Origin of the sequence: Luteimonas aestuarii, assembly GCF_004357985.1 — a bacterium.
GTDB lineage: Bacteria > Pseudomonadota > Gammaproteobacteria > Xanthomonadales > Xanthomonadaceae > Luteimonas > Luteimonas aestuarii.
Window position 1 is genome coordinate 384,981 of sequence record NZ_SMTF01000002.1, and the last position, 16,059, is coordinate 401,039.

21 protein-coding genes are annotated in these 16,059 nt (G+C 69.5%); 3 read left to right on the top strand and 18 right to left on the bottom strand.

Going from position 1 to position 16,059, the window contains the following annotated elements:
- Positions 1 to 8 precede the first annotated feature (8 nt).
- From ptsP to E2F46_RS04305, 13 genes are all read right to left on the bottom strand, one after another.
- The gene (gene ptsP / locus E2F46_RS04245; protein WP_133320825.1) at positions 9 to 1,730 is read right to left on the bottom strand and encodes a phosphoenolpyruvate--protein phosphotransferase; all 1,722 of its coding nucleotides are present in this window, start codon (positions 1,728 to 1,730) and stop codon (positions 9 to 11) included.
- Positions 1,731 to 1,752: 22 nt separating this feature from the next.
- Complete coding sequence (locus E2F46_RS04250; RefSeq protein WP_133320826.1) at positions 1,753 to 2,022, bottom strand: HPr family phosphocarrier protein; 270 nt, start codon at positions 2,020 to 2,022, stop codon at positions 1,753 to 1,755.
- Between the two features lie 12 nt (positions 2,023 to 2,034).
- Entirely contained in the window at positions 2,035 to 2,430 is a 396-nt protein-coding gene (locus E2F46_RS04255) for a PTS sugar transporter subunit IIA (RefSeq protein WP_133320827.1), read from the bottom strand.
- Positions 2,431 to 2,499: 69 nt separating this feature from the next.
- Positions 2,500 to 3,387 (bottom strand): RNase adapter RapZ, encoded by an 888-nt coding sequence (rapZ, locus tag E2F46_RS04260; RefSeq protein WP_133320828.1) that lies wholly within the window; start codon positions 3,385 to 3,387, stop codon positions 2,500 to 2,502.
- A complete protein-coding gene (gene hprK / locus E2F46_RS04265; RefSeq protein WP_133320829.1) occupies positions 3,384 to 4,346 on the bottom strand; it encodes an HPr(Ser) kinase/phosphatase in 963 nt (320 codons plus the stop codon). Before hprK ends, rapZ begins: the two co-directional genes overlap by 4 nt.
- 4 nt (positions 4,347 to 4,350) lie before the next feature.
- The gene (locus E2F46_RS04270) at positions 4,351 to 4,827 is read right to left on the bottom strand and encodes a PTS sugar transporter subunit IIA (protein ID WP_133320830.1); all 477 of its coding nucleotides are present in this window, start codon (positions 4,825 to 4,827) and stop codon (positions 4,351 to 4,353) included.
- Positions 4,828 to 4,846: 19 nt separating this feature from the next.
- Positions 4,847 to 5,173, bottom strand: a complete 327-nt coding sequence (gene hpf / locus E2F46_RS04275; RefSeq protein ID WP_133320831.1) for a ribosome hibernation-promoting factor, HPF/YfiA family — start codon at positions 5,171 to 5,173, stop codon at positions 4,847 to 4,849.
- 105 nt (positions 5,174 to 5,278) lie between these two features.
- The gene (locus E2F46_RS04280) at positions 5,279 to 6,721 is read right to left on the bottom strand and encodes an RNA polymerase factor sigma-54 (RefSeq protein ID WP_133320832.1); all 1,443 of its coding nucleotides are present in this window, start codon (positions 6,719 to 6,721) and stop codon (positions 5,279 to 5,281) included.
- A 36-nt stretch (positions 6,722 to 6,757) separates the two neighbouring features.
- Positions 6,758 to 7,477, bottom strand: a complete 720-nt coding sequence (gene lptB / locus E2F46_RS04285) for an LPS export ABC transporter ATP-binding protein (RefSeq protein ID WP_133320833.1) — start codon at positions 7,475 to 7,477, stop codon at positions 6,758 to 6,760.
- On the bottom strand, positions 7,477 to 8,004 hold the full coding sequence (gene lptA / locus E2F46_RS04290) for a lipopolysaccharide transport periplasmic protein LptA (RefSeq protein WP_133320834.1): 528 nt from the start codon (positions 8,002 to 8,004) through the stop codon (positions 7,477 to 7,479). Before lptA ends, lptB begins: the two co-directional genes overlap by 1 nt.
- Entirely contained in the window at positions 7,985 to 8,545 is a 561-nt protein-coding gene (gene lptC / locus E2F46_RS04295) for an LPS export ABC transporter periplasmic protein LptC (protein ID WP_133320835.1), read from the bottom strand. Before lptC ends, lptA begins: the two co-directional genes overlap by 20 nt.
- The gene (locus E2F46_RS04300; protein ID WP_133320836.1) at positions 8,542 to 9,090 is read right to left on the bottom strand and encodes a KdsC family phosphatase; all 549 of its coding nucleotides are present in this window, start codon (positions 9,088 to 9,090) and stop codon (positions 8,542 to 8,544) included. Before E2F46_RS04300 ends, lptC begins: the two co-directional genes overlap by 4 nt.
- Positions 9,091 to 9,098: 8 nt before the next feature.
- Positions 9,099 to 10,097 (bottom strand): KpsF/GutQ family sugar-phosphate isomerase, encoded by a 999-nt coding sequence (locus E2F46_RS04305; protein WP_133320837.1) that lies wholly within the window; start codon positions 10,095 to 10,097, stop codon positions 9,099 to 9,101.
- Positions 10,098 to 10,217: 120 nt separating this feature from the next.
- On the opposite strand from E2F46_RS04305, the gene E2F46_RS04310 reads away from it, so the two are divergent.
- From E2F46_RS04310 to E2F46_RS04320, 3 genes are read left to right on the top strand one after another with little or no spacing between them, the layout of a single operon-like run.
- The gene (locus E2F46_RS04310) at positions 10,218 to 10,466 is read left to right on the top strand and encodes a BolA family protein (RefSeq protein ID WP_133320838.1); all 249 of its coding nucleotides are present in this window, start codon (positions 10,218 to 10,220) and stop codon (positions 10,464 to 10,466) included.
- Positions 10,466 to 11,725 (top strand): UDP-N-acetylglucosamine 1-carboxyvinyltransferase, encoded by a 1,260-nt coding sequence (murA, locus tag E2F46_RS04315; protein WP_133320839.1) that lies wholly within the window; start codon positions 10,466 to 10,468, stop codon positions 11,723 to 11,725. The genes E2F46_RS04310 and murA overlap by 1 nt, the downstream gene beginning before the upstream one ends.
- Entirely contained in the window at positions 11,722 to 12,039 is a 318-nt protein-coding gene (locus tag E2F46_RS04320; protein WP_243720294.1) for an EF-hand domain-containing protein, read from the top strand. The genes murA and E2F46_RS04320 overlap by 4 nt, the downstream gene beginning before the upstream one ends.
- Position 12,040: 1 nt before the next feature.
- On the opposite strand, the gene E2F46_RS04325 is transcribed toward E2F46_RS04320, so the two are convergent.
- The 5 genes from E2F46_RS04325 to E2F46_RS04345 form a co-directional block, all read right to left on the bottom strand.
- Complete coding sequence (locus E2F46_RS04325) at positions 12,041 to 12,757, bottom strand: DUF3108 domain-containing protein (RefSeq protein ID WP_133320840.1); 717 nt, start codon at positions 12,755 to 12,757, stop codon at positions 12,041 to 12,043.
- 2 nt (positions 12,758 to 12,759) lie between these two features.
- On the bottom strand, positions 12,760 to 13,578 hold the full coding sequence (locus E2F46_RS04330; RefSeq protein ID WP_133320841.1) for a DUF3108 domain-containing protein: 819 nt from the start codon (positions 13,576 to 13,578) through the stop codon (positions 12,760 to 12,762).
- Positions 13,502 to 14,185 carry a phosphoribosylglycinamide formyltransferase gene (gene purN, locus E2F46_RS04335; protein ID WP_133320842.1) on the bottom strand — a complete coding sequence of 228 codons (684 nt, stop codon included), beginning with the start codon at positions 14,183 to 14,185 and terminating at the stop codon, positions 13,502 to 13,504. The genes E2F46_RS04330 and purN overlap by 77 nt, the downstream gene beginning before the upstream one ends.
- A 27-nt stretch (positions 14,186 to 14,212) precedes the next feature.
- Positions 14,213 to 15,370, bottom strand: a complete 1,158-nt coding sequence (locus E2F46_RS04340) for a Kelch repeat-containing protein (RefSeq protein ID WP_165967342.1) — start codon at positions 15,368 to 15,370, stop codon at positions 14,213 to 14,215.
- An 81-nt stretch (positions 15,371 to 15,451) separates the two neighbouring features.
- Entirely contained in the window at positions 15,452 to 16,057 is a 606-nt protein-coding gene (locus E2F46_RS04345; protein WP_133320844.1) for a Crp/Fnr family transcriptional regulator, read from the bottom strand.
- Positions 16,058 to 16,059 lie beyond the last annotated feature (2 nt).

A 16,059-nucleotide genomic window follows, 5' to 3' on the forward strand; every position in this document is an offset into this window, starting at 1 on the left:
GTGCTACCTCAATGCGTCGTGGCTTTCGCCAGCCAGCGTTCGATCGCCGCACGATCGCGTGCGCGTAGCAGGGACGGGGCCGACGCGCGTAGCGACGACAGCTCGCTTGCCCGCACGGCGCGCCGCACTTCCAGAAGCGTTCCCGGATGCAGGCTGAATTCCTCCAGCCCCAGCGCCAGCAGCAATGGCGTGAACAGTGCATCGCCCGCCATCTCGCCACAGACCGCGACCGGCTTGCCGCGCGACTTCGCGGTGCGGATCACGCCATGCAGGAGTTTCACCATCGCCGGGTGCAGCGGCGTGTAGAGGTCGGCCAGGGCATCGTTGCCGCGGTCAGCGGCCAGGACGTACTGGGTCAGATCGTTGGTACCGACCGAAATGAAGTCGACCGCGCCGATGAACCCCGACAGTGCAATCGCGGCCGCCGGGACTTCGATCATCGCGCCCAGCGCGACATGGTCGGCGATCTCGAATCCTTCCGCCCGCAGTTCAGCGGCGACGCGTTCGAGGTAGGTGCGCGCCAGCCGGATTTCCTCGCAGGACGTGACCATGGGCAACAGGATGCGCAGCGGCCCGTAGCCGGAGGCGCGCAGGATCGCGCGCAGCTGCGTTTCGAACAGCCCGGGCTTGGCCAGCGACAGGCGCAGCCCGCGCACGCCCAACGCAGGGTTGGCTTCGCCGGACGGCGCAATGCCGGCGCGATCCACCTTGTCGGCGCCGATGTCCAGCGTGCGGATGGTGACCATGCGCCCGGTCATGCCTAGCACCACGTCGCGGTAGGCGCGGAACTGCTCGTCCTCGTCCGGCGGCGTGTCGCGCTGCAGGAACAGGAACTCGGTGCGGTACAGGCCCACGCCTGCGGCACCGAGGGCATGCGCTTCGGAGACGTCCTCGCGTGATTCGGCGTTGGCGAACAGCTTGATGTCGTGCTGGTCCAGCGTGCGCGAAGGTTCGCGGCGCAGGCGATGCAGTTGCTTGCGTTCGCGCTTTTCGTCGCGCATGCGGGCACGATGCGCGCGCAGGTCTTTCGCGTCGGGTTCGACGACCAGTTCGCCGCTGGTGCCATCCACCACCAGCACGTCGCCGTCGTTGACCAGCTGCAGGGCATCCGCTGCGCCGATCACCAGCGGCAGGTGCAGGCTGCGGGCCAGGATGGCGGTGTGCGACAGCGCGCTGCCGCCAGCGGTGACGACCGCCATCACCCCTTGTGATTGCAGTTGCGCCAGCTCGGACGGCGCCACGTTGTCCGCCACCAGCACCTCGCCGGCGACGCCCTGCAGGTCGGCCTCGCGCTTGTGCAGCGCCGCGTGGACCCGGCCGATGACATGGTCGATGTCTTCGATGCGGCTGCGGAAGTAGGCATCGTCCATGCCTTCGAACACGGCTGCCAGGCGGTCGCGCTGCAGCCGCAGGGCGTAGTCGGCGCCGTAGCGGCCGGTGCGCACCAGTTCATCGAGGCCCTGCAGCAGTTCCGGGTCGTCGAGCAGCAGGGCGTGCATGTCGAGGAACTCGCCCACCTCGTGCACCAGTGCGCCGTGCAGCTTGGTGCGCAGGTTGCGCATTTCCACGCGGACCGCATCGATCGCGGTGTGGAGGCGGATCAGTTCGGATTCGACCGCCTCGGCGGCGACATGTTCCTCGGCGACTTCCAGCGCGTGCGGCTGGCGGACGCGGGCGCGGCCCAATGCGCTCCCGCGCGACGCGCCATGCCCGGCCAGCGCCTTCCTCATCGGTGCGGCCCGGCCCGTCGCATCAGGCGTCCTCGTCGAACTTGCGTTCGAACAGCGCGGCGGCGGCTTCCATGGCGGCGGCCTCGTCCTCGCCGTCCAGCCGCAGCAATACCGACGTGCCATGCCCGGCGGCCAGCAACATCACGCCCATGATGCTCTTGGCGTTCACCTCCCGTCCCTTCGCCAGCAGGGTGGCGTTGCTGCGGAAGCCCGACAGCACCTGCACCAGCTTGGCGGTGGCGCGTGCGTGCAGCCCCAGCTTGTTGGCGACCAGCAGTTCGCGTTCCATCATCGTGGCAGTCCTTCAGGCGTCGTCATGGATCACGCCATTGCGGGCACCGGCGGCGGCGACCGCCGGCAGTTCCTCCAGCGGCAATTCGGCGTAGTTCAGCACCCGCAGCAGCATCGGCAGGTTGAGCGCCGACACGCGGCGCGAGGACGTGCCGATGCGCGACAGCTTCGCCGCCAGGTTGCTGGGCGTGGCGCCGTACAGGTCGGTCAGGATCAGCACGCCCTGGCCGCCGTCCACACGGCGCAACGCCGCACTGGCTTGCGGCAGCAGGGTGTCCGGCTGGCCGTCGAACGGCACTTCGAATGCTTCCACCTTCAGCGGCAGGTTGCCGCGCAGCATGGCCGTCGCCACCGCGACCAGCGCGCTGCCGATGCCGGGGTGGGTGACGAGGAGGATGCCGACGGACATGCCGCCAAGTTAGCAGACGCATGCGACATCCCGGAAGCGCCGCGACGGCGGTCCGGGCGATCGCCGGGATCAGTCGAGTTCGCGGTGGTAGGTGGCCACTTCGCCCCAGCCGCGTTCCCGTGCATGTTCGGCGAGGGTTTCGGCAAGGAACACCGAGCGATGGCGGCCGCCGGTGCAGCCGAAGGCGATGGTGACGTAGCTGCGCGTGGTGTCGGCCTGCATCCGCGGCAGCCAGGTGTCGAGGAAGGCCGACACCTGTTGCACGAAATGGCCCACGTCGGCCTGTTCGCCGAAATAGCTGCGTACCTCGGCGTCTCGGCCCGAGAGCGGTCGCAGGCGCGGGTCCCAGTGCGGGTTGGGCAGCATGCGCGCATCGAACACGAAGTCGGCGTCGGCCGGGACGCCGCGTCGGTAGGCGAAAGACTCGAACAGCAGCGACAGCGCCGAGTCCATGCCCAGGCCCAGCTCGGTGATCACGCGACGGCGCAACTGGTGCACGTTGAGCTGGCTGGTGTCGATGACCACGTCGGCCAGCGAGCGCAGCGGCTTGAGCGCCTGTCGCTCCAGCGCAATCGCATCGGCCAGCGCCAGCCCCAGGTGGGTCAGCGGATGGCGGCGACGGGTCTCGGCGTAGCGACGCAGCAGGATGCCGTCGTCGGCATCGAAGAACACCAGCTTCGGGTCCAGCCCCATGCCGCCGACCGCGGACAGCCACTCGGGCAAATGCGCCAGGTCGCCGCGGCTGCGCATGTCGATGCCCACCGCCAGCCGCTGCTGCGCGCGTTCGGGATGCGCGGCGGCGCGCACGAAATCGGGCAGCAGTTCGGCCGGCAGGTTGTCGACGCAGTAGTAGTCGAGGTCTTCCACGGTGTTCAGCGCGACCGACTTGCCGCCGCCGGACATGCCGGTGACGATCAGCAGCGAGGGTGCGGTCGTGGAGGGATCGTGCTGGCTCATGGGGTGCCGCTGCCGTATTCGAGGAAATGCGAGTGTCGTGCCAGGAAGGCGGCCGCCGGGTCCACGCCCTTTGCGCGCAGGATGTGGGTGCGCGTGGCCGCTTCGGTCAACACCGCCAGGTTGCGGCCGGGCATCACCGGCAGGGTGATCATCGGCACGTCGAGGTCCAGCACCCGGCGCACGCCGAGGTCGCCGGTCAGGCGCACCATGCCGTCCTCGTGGCTGGTGCCATCCTGCTCGGGACGGCCGAGGTGCACGATCAGGCGCAGGTACTTGTTCCGCTTCACCGCGGTATCGCCGAACATCTGGCGGATGTTGAGCACGCCCAGCCCGCGCAGTTCCAGCAGGTCCTGCAGCAGCTCCGGGCACGATCCGTCCAGCACGTCCGGCGCGATCTGGGTGAACTCGGGCGCATCGTCGGCCACCAGGCGGTGCCCGCGTGTCACCAGTTCCAGCGCCAGTTCGCTCTTGCCCGAGCCGGACTCGCCGGTGATCAGCACGCCAATCGAGTAGACCTCCATGAACACGCCGTGCAGCGTGACCCGCGGCGCCAGCGAGCGCGCCAGGTGGTACTGCAGGTGGTTGAGCAACTCGTGTCCGCGCCGCGGCGACAGCCACAGCGGCGTCTGCGATTCCTCCGCGGCCTCGCGCAGGTCCTCGGGGCAGGACTGGCCCTTGCTGATCACCAGCGCCAACGGCCTGTACTGCATGATCTTCTCGATCGTCTCCCAGCGCAGGCGCGAATCCAGCCCGTCCAGCCAGGCCAGTTCTTCGGTGCCGAGGATCTGCACCTTGTTGGGATAGATGATGTTGAGGTACCCCGCCAGCGAGGGACGCCGGGCAACCGTCTCCACCGCTTCCAGCACGCGTCGCGCGCCTTCCTGGCCTGCCACCCAGCGCAGGCTGAGGCGCTCCTGCTGCTGTTCGAACAGGTCGCTGGCGGTGATGCTGGCGTTCATCGGCTCACTCGATCCTGAACGTGGCGGCCGGCGGGTCGTCGCCCAGCAGCCGGCGCCGGAGCGTCGTTACGTCGGGCGCGTCGCGCAGCGCCGCCACGAAGCCGCGGTCGGCGAAACGCTCGGCGATGCTGGCCAGGTGCTGCAGGTGCACGTCCGGCAGGTCTTCGGGTGCGCAGAGCGCGAACACCAGGTCGACCGGCTGCCCATCCGGCGTCGGGAAATCCACCGGTCGGGTCAGTCGCAGGAAGGCACCGCGTGGCGCGTTGAACATCGCGCCACGTGCGTGCGGGATGGCAACGCCGTGGCCGATGCCCGTGCTGCCGAGGGTTTCTCGTTCCCGCAGTGCCGCGGCGATGGCTGGCGTGGCCAGCGTTGCGCCGCTGCCGAGCAGCCGCGCAGCGGCGTCGAGCACGTGGTCGCGCGAGGCCGGGTCGACCAGCTGCACGATGCGGTCGGCGGCGAGCAGTTCGGCCCAGGGCATGCCGGCACGGCGGGCGAGGTCAGCCGAAGCTGCCGTCGCGGACCGGGTTCTCGCCGCGATGGTGGTCGACCTGTTTCTTGCGATGCTTCATCAGCAGGCGATCGACCTTGTCGGCCAGCAGGTCGATGGCGGCGTACATGTCGACGGCGGTGGCATCGGCGTGCACGGTCTTGCCGGCCAGGGTCACCGTCGCCTCCGCCTTGTGGTTCGGCTTGTCCAGCCCCAGCTGCACGCGCACCTGGAACGGCTGGTCGAGATGGCGGTCGATGCGCTGCATCTTGCTGTCGACGTAATCGCGCAGCGCCGGGGTGACTTCGATCTGGTGTCCATGGACTTCGAGTTGCATCGGAACCTCCTTGGTGGAGTCGCCAGCATCGCGCATTCGGGGGGCGCGAAGGTTGAAGAGAGGTTAACGCAGTGCACCGCGGCGTGCGACGGCCGATGGCCGGCGTCAGGCGATGCGCACGCGCTCGTGCGATGCGGCGATGTTCAGGGCCTCGCGGTACTTGGCCACGGTGCGCCGCGCCACCGGCACGCCGGAGGCCTTCAGCGATTCGGCCAGGCGGGCGTCGGACAGCGGTTTGCGTGGATCTTCGGCGTCGATCAGGGTGCGGATCATTTCCTGGATCGCCACGCTGGAGGCGCCGCCCCCGCCTTCGATCTCCACGCCCGATGCGAAGAAATCGCGCAACGCCAGCGTGCCGCGCGGGGTGCGCACGAACTTGCGCGCCACCGCCCGCGACACCGTGGATTCATGCATGCCGATCTCGGCGGCCACTTCGCGCAGGGTCAGCGGCCGCAGGGCGCGCCCGCCGAACTCGAGGAAGCCCGACTGCTGGCGCACCAGGCATTGCACCACCTTCATCAGCGTCTCGCCACGCGCCTCCAGGTTCTTCAGCAGCCAGCGCGCTTCCTGCAGGCGGCCACGCAGGTAGCCGGCGTCGCCTTCGCTGGCGTGCTGGATCATGCGTTCGTAGCCACGGTGGATGGTCAGCCGCGAATGGTGGCTGCCGGCCAGCGTGGCACGCCAGACGCCGTTGTGACGGGTGATCACGGCGTCGGGCACCACGTAGTGGTCCGCCGGCAGTTCGCCGTATCGGGCCCCTGGACGCGGGTCCAGCGAGCGCAGCAGTTGCAGGGCGTGGTCGGCATCGGCGTGGCTGCAGCGCAGCGCTTCGGCCAGGCCGGTGGTGCCCAGCTTGGGCAGGCGGTCGATCAGGGTTTTGGCGGCCTGCATCGCCAGCGCGCGCCCGGGCGTGTCGTCCGGCAGCGCCTGCAGCTGCAGGCACAAGCATTCGCCGAGGTCGCGGGCACCCACGCCGACCGGGTCGAACTGCTGTATCTGGCGCAGCACCATGCCGATCTCGCCATGGTCGGCCTCGATGTCGGGCCGCAGCGCCTCGGCGATGGCGTCGAAGGATTCGCGCAGGTAGCCGTCGTCCTCGATCGCGTCGATCAGGGTGGCGCCGATGGCGCGGTCACGCGGCGACAGCGGCCCCATCTGCAGCTGCCAGGACAGGTGGTCGCGCAGCGAATCGGTCTGGGCCACGCGATGGGCCGCGTCTTCGCCGTCGCTGTCGCCGGAACCGGTGCCTGGCGTACCGTCGTAGCCGCTGCGCTCGTACCACTCGCCGTCGGCGGGGTCCCAGGCGTCGGGGGCTTCGCGTTCTGTCTCGCGCTCGCCGCGGCCGTCGTCGGCCCCGCGCTGGTCGGCGGCCGGCGGATGGGCGTGCTCGTCCTCGTCCTGCCACTCCAGCAGGGGGTTGGTTTCGATCGCCTCGGCAATCTCGGCTTCCAGCTCCAGCGAGGACAGCTGCAACAGGTGCAGCGCCTGGCGCAACTGCGGCGTCAGGACCAGGTGTTGCCCCAGCGATGTCTGCAGGCGTGCCTTCATCGATTCCTTCCCAAGCCCGGGCCGGACGCGATGTGCCTACAGACGGAAGGATTCCCCGAGGTAGACGCGACGCACGTCCGGATTGGCCAGCAGCGCGTCCGGAGCCCCCTGCGCGAGCACGCCACCTTCGTTCAGGATATACGCACGATCGCAAATGCCCAACGTCTCGCGGACATTGTGGTCGGTGATCAGCACCCCGATGCCGCGCTGCTTGAGGTGTTCGACGATCCGCTGGATCTCGCCGACCGAGATCGGATCCACGCCGGCGAAGGGCTCGTCCAGCAGCATCAGCCGCGGCTTGCCGGCCAGGGCGCGGGCGATCTCGACCCGGCGCCGCTCGCCGCCGGACAGGCTGGCGCCCGGCTGGTCGGCGACATGGGTGATCTGCAGTTCGTCCAGCAGGTTGGCCAGTTCGGTCTGGCGGCCGGCGCGGTCCAGGTCGTCGCGCAGTTCCAGCACCAGCATGATGTTGTCGGCCACGCTGAGCTTGCGGAACACCGACGGTTCCTGCGGCAGGTAGCCGACGCCGCGCTTGGCGCGGGTATGCATGGGCTCGGCGGTGATGTCGCGGCCATCGAGCACGATGCGCCCGGCGTCGGCCGGCACCAGGCCGACGATCATGTAGAAGCACGTCGTCTTGCCGGCACCGTTCGGGCCCAGCAGGCCGACCACCTCGCCGGCCTCGAGCGTCAGCGCGAACTCCTTGACGACCTCGCGCTGCCTGTAGCGCTTGCGCAGCCCCTCGGCGACCAGCATCAGTCGTTCCCGCTGCCGGCCGGTGCGTCAGGGCGGTTGCGCGGCTGGAACTGCAGGCGCACGCGGCTGTTGCTGTCGCCGCCGCCGCCCTGGATCTGGCCGGTCCGGGTGTTGTAGACGATGCGTTCGCTGGCGATGCTGCCCTGGCCAGGCTGCTGGATGCTGGCGCTGCCGGTCAGTACGATGGTGTCCTGCGCGAGGTCGTAGTCGATACGGGACGCCGTGGCGTTCATGCGCCCGCCGTCGTCGAGTTCCTGCGTCATTCGGACCGGCGAGCCGGTCAGCTGCGCGACGCGGATATCGCCATCGCGGATGGTGAAATCGGCGCGTGCGGCGCGGATGTCCAGCGTGCCTTGTTTGATCTCGACATTGCCCGTGAGGATGCACGGCGCGTTGTCGACCATGCGGCAGTCGCTGGAATTGGCGATGACGTCCATGGCCTGGTTGCGGTCCGAGGAGCGCGCAATGACGTCACCGGCCGGGACCACGGCGGCAACCAGCAGCAGGCTAGCGGCGATTCGGTTCATGTCTCAGTCTGACCTCGGAGAGGAGTTCGATGCGCTTGTCTGCCAGGTGCGCGCGCATTCCGGTCCCGCGCATTGTAGTGCCGGGGGAGGTGGTGGTTACGACCACGGACGAGGTGGCGAGGTTGTGGTTGGGGAAGACGTCCAGTTCCTCCGTATTCATCGTGGTCGGGCGGCTGGCGCCCATCGGGCTGATCGCCACCACGTCGCCGCGCAGGCGGATCTCGTCGCTGTCCTCGTTGACCCAGCCGGACTTCGAGCGCACTTCCCAATGGCTGCCGTGGTGGTCGGGCATCAGGAACAGCGGGGTGGTCAGTTCCATGGTGCGCGCACCCGGCGTCTGCCGCAGCTCGGGGGCCTTGAGCGAAAAAGACTCCTTGCCTTCGGCGTCCAGGGTGACCAGTTCGAAGTCATGCAGCACGTAACCCGAGCGCACCGGACCGGCCTCCACCTCGACCACCTCGTCGCGCTGCACCCAGGCGGACCACGCCGACACCAGCGCGCCGACCAGCAGCAGCAGCAGCAGGGCGGAGCGCCAGCTCATGCCGGTGCCCTCGCCAGCAGTGCATCCACCTTGCCCTGTGCCAGCAGCACCAGGTCGCAGAACTCGCGTGCCGCGCCATCGCCGCCGCGTGCGCGGGTGATCCAGTGCACGTCGTCGCGGATCCACGGGTGCGCGTTCGCCGGTGCCACGGCGAACCCGACCGCACGCAACACGTGCAGGTCGGGCAGGTCGTCGCCCATGAAGGCCACTTCGTCCATCGACAGCCCCAGGCGGTCGCGCAACTGCGCCACGCAGGCCAGCTTGTCCTTGACGCCGTCATGGGCTTCGAGGCCCAGCTCGCGGGCGCGGTTCAGCGCCGCCTGGCTGGTGCGCGCGGTGACGAAGGCCACCGAGATCCCGGAACGTCGCAACAGCACCAACCCCTGTCCGTCGAGCACGTGAAACGCCTTGCTTTCGCGATGCCCGGCGTCGAAGTACAGGCGCCCGTCGGTCAGCGTGCCGTCCACGTCGAAGCAGGCCAGCCGCACCTTGGCGGCACGGGCCAGCAGGTCGGCGGGAATCTCGCGGAAAATACGGTCGTCCATGTGCCTGATCACACGACGCGCGCGCGCAACAGGTCGTGGATGTTGAGCGCACCCACGACGCGTCGCTGCGCATCGAGTACCAGCAGCGCGTTGATCTTGCGGGTTTCCATCAGCCGCGCCGCCTCGACCGCCAGCGCGTCGGCGCCGATGGTGACCGGGTCGCGGGTCATCACCTCGGTGATGCGGGTGGCGCGTACGTCGATGCTGCGGTCGGCCAGCGTGCGGCGCAGGTCGCCATCGGTATACAGGCCCAGCAGGTGGCCGTCGCCGTCGACCACGGCGGTCACGCCCAGGCGCTTGCGGCTGATCTCAAGCAGGGCTTCGTCCAGCGTGGCATCGCCGCCGACGCGGGGCACGTCGTCGCCCACGTGCATCACGTCGGAGATGTGCAGCAGCAGCCGCCGGCCGAGTGCGCCGGCCGGGTGCGAACGCGCGAAGTCGTCCGAGGTGAAGCCGCGCGCCTCCAGCAGGGCCACCGCCAGCGCGTCGCCCATCGCCAGCGAGGCGGTGGTGCTGGAGGTCGGGGCCAGGTGCAGCGGGCAGGCTTCCTCGGGCACGCTGATGTCCAGGTGCACGTCGGCGGCCTGTGCCAGCGTGGACTGCGGCCGTCCGGTCATCGCCAGCAGCACGTTGCCCTGGCGCTTGAGCACCGGCAGCAGCATCAGGATTTCGTCGGATTCCCCGGAGTACGACAGCGCCAGCACCACGTCGGCATCGGTCACCATGCCCAGGTCGCCATGGCCGGCCTCGCCCGGATGGACGTAGAACGCAGGGGTGCCGGTGGAGGCGAGGGTGGCGGCGATCTTGCGCGCGATGTGCCCGGACTTGCCCATGCCAGTGCAGACCACGCGGCCACGCCCGGCGAGGATGCGTTCGCAGGCCTGGGTGAAGGCGCCATCGATGCGCGCGGCCACGGCCTGCAATGCGCGGGCCTCGACCTCGAACACGCGACGCCCGCTGTCGGCGGGCGTTGTGGCGTGGATGGCGTGGGCGTCGTGTGCGGCCATATCCGGGCGCAGGGGTTTCCGCTAGGCTATTCCGTTCATTTTAGGCGCTTCCCGGCGCGAAATGCCCGTGAGGGCGATGCTTGGCGGCCGGGACTCATGCGCGCTTCAGCAGGATTCCCCTTGGACGCGAACCGCATCAAGACTTTGATTGAAGACGGCCTGCCCGGCGCCCGCGCCGACGTGCAGGGCGACGACGGCGTGCATTTCGAGGCCCTCGTGGTCTGCGAGGCCTTCGCCGGCAAGCTGCCGCTGGCCCGCCACCGCATGGTCTACGCCACGCTGGGCGAGCGCATGGGCGGCGAGATCCACGCGCTGGCGCTCAAGACCCTGACGCCCGACGAGCACGTGCGTCAGCAGGAGCGCGGCTGATGCAGAAGATCGTGGTGACCGGCGGCGGGCCGCTGGACGGCGAGGTCCGGATCTCCGGCGCCAAGAACGCGGTACTGCCGATCCTGTGCGCGACGCTGCTGGCGGACGAGCCGGTCGAGATCCGCAACGTGCCGCACCTGCATGACGTGCGAACGATCGCGCGCCTGCTGGGCGGATTGGGCGCTGGCATCGGCCACGACCGCGAGGCCAGCGTGGTCCGCGTCGATCCGCGCACCGTCGACAGCCACCTCGCCCCCTACGACCTGGTGCGCACCATGCGCGCCTCGGTGCTGGTGCTGGGCCCGTTGCTGGCGAAGCATGGCACCGCCGAGGTGTCGCTGCCCGGCGGCTGCGCGATCGGCTCACGCCCCGTGGACCTGCACATCAAGGCGATGGAGGCGCTGGGCGCCGAGGTCGCGGTCGAGCACGGCTACATCAAGGCGCGGGCGCGCCGGTTGCGTGGCGGCAATTTCACCTTCCCGATGGTCAGCGTGGGCGCGACCGAGAACGTGCTGATGGCCGCGGCCTTGGCCGAGGGCACCACGGTGATCGACAACGCCGCCTGCGAGCCGGAGATCGTCGACCTGGCCGACTGCCTGCTGGCGATGGGCGCGGACATCGAAGGCGCGGGCACGCCGCGGATCGTGGTGCGCGGCGTCGAGCGCCTGCATGGCGCCACCCACCACGTGATCGCCGATCGCATCGAGACGGGCACCTTCCTCGTGGCCGGGGCGATCACGCGCGGTCGCGTGGTGGCGACGCATGCCCGTCCGGACACGCTGGATGCAGTGATCGGCAAGCTGGCCGACGCCGGCGCGGACGTTTCGATCGACGGCGACCGCATCACCGTGGACATGCAGGGCCGACGGCCACGCGCGGTGGACATCGTCACCGAACCGCACCCCGGCTTTCCCACCGACATGCAAGCCCAATTCATGGCGCTCAACTGCGTGGCCGAAGGCACCGGCACCATCGACGAAACGATCTTCGAGAACCGCTTCATGCACGTCAACGAGCTGATGCGGCTGGGCGCCGACATCGCGATCGACGGCAACCGCGCCACCGTGCGCGGCGTGGCGTCGCTCAGCGGCGCGCCGGTGATGGCCACCGACCTGCGCGCGTCGGCGTCGCTGATCCTGGCCGGGCTGGTGGCGGATGGCGAAACCACCATCGACCGCATCTACCACCTTGATCGCGGCTACGAGCGCATCGAGGAAAAGCTGTCCGGGCTGGGCGCGATCATCCGGAGGATCGATTGAGCCGCTTCACCCGCCTGTCTGGCCGTCGCAAGGTCCTGTTCGCGATGGTCGCGTTGATCCTGCTGCTGGTCGCAGGCCTGCGCTGGGCCGGCGTGGCCGGACTGAATGGCACCGAGCCCAGGCAGATGGACTGGAATGCCGACGGCGAAGTGAGCCGCGTGGAGATCCTGCAGGCCTACACCACGGTCGTGGTGCACGAGTCCGTGGACGGCGACCGCAGCTGTCGCAGCTACGCCCGGCTGCGCGACCGCGACAACCCGATCCGGGTGGATTGCCGGGTCACGCCCGGGGGCGCCAGCGCCGCAACCGAGTGAGTTAGCGCAGTGCGGTCAGGCGCAGGTCGACATGGTCGCGGCCGTTGCGCTGCTGCAGCAGGCGCGCGGGGACCGGCAGGCCATCGACGATCCAGGCAGTGATGGTGCGCGCGCCATCGCGATGCACCACCTTCGTGGCGCGTTGCTGGCGGCCCTGGACCTCGATCATTTCGGTGCCTGCAGGCGTGAAGACCTGGCGGCGCGCGCGGCCATCCTCGACCAGGCGATAGGCCAGCTCGTTCCCGGACTTGAAGTCGCGCACCAGTGCGAGGTTCATCAGCATGCCGTCCAGGTCGCCGGCCTGCAGCCGGACCGGGCCCGCGCGATCCTCGTTCACGTCACCCGACCACGTGGCCACGCCACGCGACCAGTCGTAGGTCGCGCTGCTGTTGCGGTTCTTGACCAGCATCGCCGCCAGGCCGCGTTCGCCGCGCTGGGCGTCGTTGCTCGACAGCGGGCGCCACTGGTCTCCGTTGGCCTCGAACACGGTGCTCTGGGTCAGCCGCGCGCCGGCGCCGGTGATGTCCAGGCTGTAGGTCCAGCGATTGCCGCTCTCCGGCGCCAGCGTCATCTTGCCGGTGGCCTGCATGCCCATGTAGGTCGCGCGGTAGTCGGCGGTGAACGGCTCCATCGCCATCGCCGGCATGACTGCGAACAGCAGCGCGGACACAGCCAGCAGGCGTGCCTTGCGCAGCAGGGAAAGGCGGGGGGTTGGCATGTTCATCGCGCTCCTCGGTACTCGACTAGGCGGAGGTCGATGCTGTCCTCGCCGTCCTCGCGTTGCAGGATGCGGACCGGCGTGGGCACGCCGTCCGCGATCCAGAAAATGGTTTCGTCATCGTCGCCGTCCGTGCGGGTGCGCTCGACACGCATCGCCTGGTACTCCATGTCCCCGACCACGACCGGTTCGGTCTCGGCGGCGACGCGGTACTGGTGGTCGCGCACGCGCCCGCCATCGACGAAACGGTACGCCAGCGACTTGCCGGGTTCGGCGTCGCGCACGGTGGCGAGGTTGATCAGCAGCCCGCTCATGTCGCCCTCATGCAGCGGGATCTCGCGCTGGCGCCACTCGCTCAGGCGGTCGCCGGTCCATTGCGCCGTGCGTGTCCGCCAGTCGTAGGTGCCGATGATCCGCCGGTTGAGGAATGCAGCCTTGCGTACGGTGCTTTGCGAGATGGGGCGGTACTGGTCGTGGTAGGCGTCGAACACGGTGCTCTGCTCGACATTGAGTCCGAGGATGCCGGCGAAGCCGCGATTGCCGCGGATGCCCAGGTCCACGCGCCATTGTTCCAGCGCGGGATCGCCACGTTGCACGACCTGCATCGTCGCGGTGCCTGCCTGCCTGCCGTCGTGCCAGGCTTCGTAGCTGGCCACGAACGGCTCCAGCGCCGCCGCCGGGAAGGCGACGATCAGCGCAGCGGTGCCCAGGGCGGTGGCGGAGCGACGGTCCATAGGGCGCACATCATGCGAAGCGGTTGTTGGATGCCAGCTGAAGCGGGCCGCGCAGCCTGCCGCCGTCGACGTGAACGCTGTGTTCATGCAGCGCGATGCGGCCGGAGGCGATCCAGCGCAGCGTCTCCAGCAGCAATGGGTGCTCGCGCGACAACACGCGCGCGGCCAGCGCATCGGCATCGTCGCCGGGCAGGACCGGCACGCGTGCCTGTGCGATCACCGGGCCGCCGTCGAGTTCGGCGGTGACGTAATGCACGCTGGCGCCATGCTCGGTTTCACCAGCGTCCAGCGCCGACTGGTGGGTGTGCAGGCCCTTGAAGAGCGGCAACAGCGAGGGATGGATGTTGACCATGCGTCCCGGGCGTGCCTCGACCGCAGCCGCACCGATGATCCGCATGTAGCCGGCGCACACGATCAGGTCGGGGTGCACGGCATCCACGCGTTCGAACAACGCCGCGTCGAACGCATCACGCGAGGCGAAGCCTCTTGCCCGCAGCGCCTCGGCATGGATGCCGGCATCGCGCGCGCGCTGCAGTGCCAGTGCGCCGGGTTTGTCGGAGAACACGCCGACCACTTCGGCGGCGAGAGTGCCGGCGGCGATCGCGTCGAGGATCGCCTGCAGGTTGCTGCCGCGGCCAGAGGCGAGCACGGCCAGGCGTATCGTGGCGCGGGGGGCGGAGGGGGCTGCAGGCATGGCGAGGGGAAACGGGAATCGCGCGCATCATAGTGCATCGGCTTGTGCCAACCGGGCTTGTTCCGCGCGCAGCAACCAAACCGATGCCGAAGCCACGATCCGTTCGTCGTACCCGCCCAGGACCAGCACGTCGCCGTTGGCGAGCAGGGTCGCGGTCGCGAACTCACGCGCGCCGGACGAACCGCCGTCGACCAGCTGGAAGCGCCCCTGTCTGGCCCGGAGGCGCTCGACCCGCCTGTCGCCACCTGCGACGACGACGTCGCCCGACCTCGATACCACCACCGCATCGGGCAACTTGAATCGCGCGAGGTGCATGTCAGGCCCGGGCGTGAAGCGTCCGGTGGCAGGGTCGTACCACTCCGTGCTGTGGTACCGCCCCTGCTGGTCCCGGCCATCCGATCCGCCTATGACCAGTACCCGTCCGTCGGCGAGCAGGACGCTGGCGTGCTTGCGGCGTGGAAACAGCATGTCGCCGGTGCGTTCGAATCGTCCCGTGCGCGGGTCGTAGAGTTCGGCCGAACGCATCACGTCGCCGCGGCGCGACGGGGCGCCGCCGGTCACCAGCACCCGGCCATCCGCCAGCGCCGTGGCGGCGTGCCCGACCCGTGGCGTACTCATGGGGCGGGTGCCGGTGAAGCGGGACGTGGCGGGGTCGAAGATCTCCGCCGATGCCAGTACCTCGAATGCGGCGGTCTGCCCGCCGACGACCAGCACGCGGCCATCGGCAAGATGGGCGGCGCGGGCTGCCGCGCGAGGCTGCGCCATGCTGTCGGCAGGGACGAAGCGCCTGCCCGCCGGCTCGAAGATTTCCGCGCTGCCAGTGACCCCGCGGCCCGACCATCCGCCGGCGACCAGTACGCGACCACCGGGCAGGCTGGCGGCAACGTGACTGTTGCGCGGCTCGGACATCGGCGCGGTCGCTGCGAAGGCGCGGCTGGACGGTTCGTAGAGTTCGGCCGCTGCCAACGAAGCGCTGCAGCCATCACCACATCCGCCGGTGACCAGGACCTGGCCTGAGTCCAGCAACGTGGCCTGGTGCGCAGCGCGGGCCGTGGACATCGTGCCGGCCTGGACGAGGCGGGGGTGGCCTGGCTCGGCTGGTGTGGATGCATTCGATACGAAGAACACCGCGGCGGCGGCGCAGGTTCCGGCCAGCGCAGCCGGCAGCCATGGTTTGGTTTGCATCGTGTCTTCCCGCAATGGATGGTGCGAGAGGTATACCGATGCCATCCGGGCCGCGCATTAACCTCGATCAAGATGCCGCGGTCAGCGCCTGCCGCCTGCGCGCCAGTCGCGCAACAGTCGCGACAACGCCGGCTCGGTGACGCCGATGTAGGACGCGATCTGGCGCTGCGGGAGCCACCCGACCAGTTCCGGGTAGCGGTCGGCGAACCGATGGAAGCGGGTGAGCGCGGAATCGAGCAGCAGTTCGCGCTCGCGTGCCTCCTTGCGCATCGCCATCTGCTCGGCCAGGACGCGGCCGATGCGCTCCCAGGCCTGGTGCCTTTCGTAGAGCACCGGCAGGATCGAAACCGGGAACGCCAGCGTTTCGACATCGGCGATCGCGGCGATGACGAAGGTGTTGGGCGCGCCGCTCACCACGGCCGACAGCGGCATGACGATGTCGCCCGGCCGCGAGAACGCCTTGTTGTACTCGCGCCCGGATTCGGTGACATGGAAGAAGCGAAGGAAACCCGAAGTCAGGAACCAGCAGTGCCGTGGCGGCTGGCCGATCTCGATCAGCGCCTGCCCGCCTTCGTAACGGCGTGGCTCGGCGTGCTGTCGGAGGTAGTCGAGTTCCGCGACAGGCAGCGCGGCGATGCGTCGCAGTTGGCTCGACAGCGCTTCGAATGCCTCGCCGCCGATGGCCATGG

Excerpts from the sequence above, each read along its gene's own strand:
- ptsP (WP_133320825.1), bottom strand. The coding sequence starts at position 1,730 with ATGAGGAAGGCGCTGGCCGGGCATGGCGCGTCGCGCGGGAGCGCATTG.
- E2F46_RS04250 (WP_133320826.1), bottom strand. The coding sequence starts at position 2,022 with ATGATGGAACGCGAACTGCTGGTCGCCAACAAGCTGGGGCTGCACGCA.
- E2F46_RS04255 (WP_133320827.1), bottom strand. The coding sequence starts at position 2,430 with ATGTCCGTCGGCATCCTCCTCGTCACCCACCCCGGCATCGGCAGCGCG.
- rapZ (WP_133320828.1), bottom strand. The coding sequence starts at position 3,387 with ATGAGCCAGCACGATCCCTCCACGACCGCACCCTCGCTGCTGATCGTC.
- hprK (WP_133320829.1), bottom strand. The coding sequence starts at position 4,346 with ATGAACGCCAGCATCACCGCCAGCGACCTGTTCGAACAGCAGCAGGAG.
- E2F46_RS04270 (WP_133320830.1), bottom strand. The coding sequence starts at position 4,827 with ATGCCCTGGGCCGAACTGCTCGCCGCCGACCGCATCGTGCAGCTGGTC.
- hpf (WP_133320831.1), bottom strand. The coding sequence starts at position 5,173 with ATGCAACTCGAAGTCCATGGACACCAGATCGAAGTCACCCCGGCGCTG.
- E2F46_RS04280 (WP_133320832.1), bottom strand. The coding sequence starts at position 6,721 with ATGAAGGCACGCCTGCAGACATCGCTGGGGCAACACCTGGTCCTGACG.
- lptB (WP_133320833.1), bottom strand. The coding sequence starts at position 7,477 with ATGCTGGTCGCCGAGGGGCTGCGCAAGCGCTACAGGCAGCGCGAGGTC.
- lptA (WP_133320834.1), bottom strand. The coding sequence starts at position 8,004 with ATGAACCGAATCGCCGCTAGCCTGCTGCTGGTTGCCGCCGTGGTCCCG.
- lptC (WP_133320835.1), bottom strand. The coding sequence starts at position 8,545 with ATGAGCTGGCGCTCCGCCCTGCTGCTGCTGCTGCTGGTCGGCGCGCTG.
- E2F46_RS04300 (WP_133320836.1), bottom strand. The coding sequence starts at position 9,090 with ATGGACGACCGTATTTTCCGCGAGATTCCCGCCGACCTGCTGGCCCGT.
- E2F46_RS04305 (WP_133320837.1), bottom strand. The coding sequence starts at position 10,097 with ATGGCCGCACACGACGCCCACGCCATCCACGCCACAACGCCCGCCGAC.
- murA (WP_133320839.1), top strand. The coding sequence starts at position 10,466 with ATGCAGAAGATCGTGGTGACCGGCGGCGGGCCGCTGGACGGCGAGGTC.
- E2F46_RS04325 (WP_133320840.1), bottom strand. The coding sequence starts at position 12,757 with ATGCCAACCCCCCGCCTTTCCCTGCTGCGCAAGGCACGCCTGCTGGCT.
- E2F46_RS04330 (WP_133320841.1), bottom strand. The coding sequence starts at position 13,578 with ATGAACACAGCGTTCACGTCGACGGCGGCAGGCTGCGCGGCCCGCTTC.
- purN (WP_133320842.1), bottom strand. The coding sequence starts at position 14,185 with ATGCCTGCAGCCCCCTCCGCCCCCCGCGCCACGATACGCCTGGCCGTG.
- E2F46_RS04340 (WP_165967342.1), bottom strand. The coding sequence starts at position 15,370 with ATGCAAACCAAACCATGGCTGCCGGCTGCGCTGGCCGGAACCTGCGCC.
- E2F46_RS04345 (WP_133320844.1), bottom strand. The coding sequence starts at position 16,057 with ATGGCCATCGGCGGCGAGGCATTCGAAGCGCTGTCGAGCCAACTGCGA.